At 45.1% G+C, this 448-nt stretch carries 2 tRNA genes; both read right to left on the bottom strand.

The features are described 5' to 3' along the window. Positions 1-94: 94 nt before the first annotated feature. A tRNA-Ala gene (locus GNE10_RS35055) sits at positions 95-167 on the bottom strand. A gap of 85 nt (positions 168-252) precedes the next feature. Then, positions 253-326, bottom strand: a tRNA-Ile gene (locus GNE10_RS35050). Between the last annotated feature and the right edge of the window lie 122 nt (positions 327-448).

Below are 448 nucleotides of genomic sequence, written 5' to 3'. Positions count from 1 at the left end.
CAAGGTTCTGGCTGAGTTCTCACCCAGCAGTCTGGCTTCATACCATGTTGCTGGACTTCTTCTCATATATTTTTATTCCTGAGTTATCTCTAGGTGGAGGTTAGCGGACTCGAACCGCTGACATCCTGCTTGCAAAGCAGGCGCTCTACCAACTGAGCTAAACCCCCAGACAAAAAGTTATGAGTTTTTAGTGATGAGTTATCAGTTTTTCCACTCTTAACTCTTAACTTCAAACTCTTAACTCTCTTCAGGTGGGCCATCCTGGACTCGAACCAGGGACCTCACCCTTATCAGGGGTGCGCTCTAACCACCTGAGCTAATAGCCCATAAGAACCAAATCATAGTTTGAAAGCTCTCAACAAGTCTCTGCTACCGACCTAGGAATGACCATCTTGATATCTATTAGCACTATGCTTTCGATATTGCAAGTTGGGTAGGTCTCCCTAAA

It is taken from the genome of Nostoc sp. 2RC (assembly GCF_014222165.1).
In the GTDB taxonomy this organism is placed as follows: Bacteria; Cyanobacteriota; Cyanobacteriia; order Cyanobacteriales; family Nostocaceae; genus Nostoc; species Nostoc linckia.
Note: the sequence above shows the minus strand (reverse complement) of the source record. Positions and strands in the feature narration are given on the sequence as shown.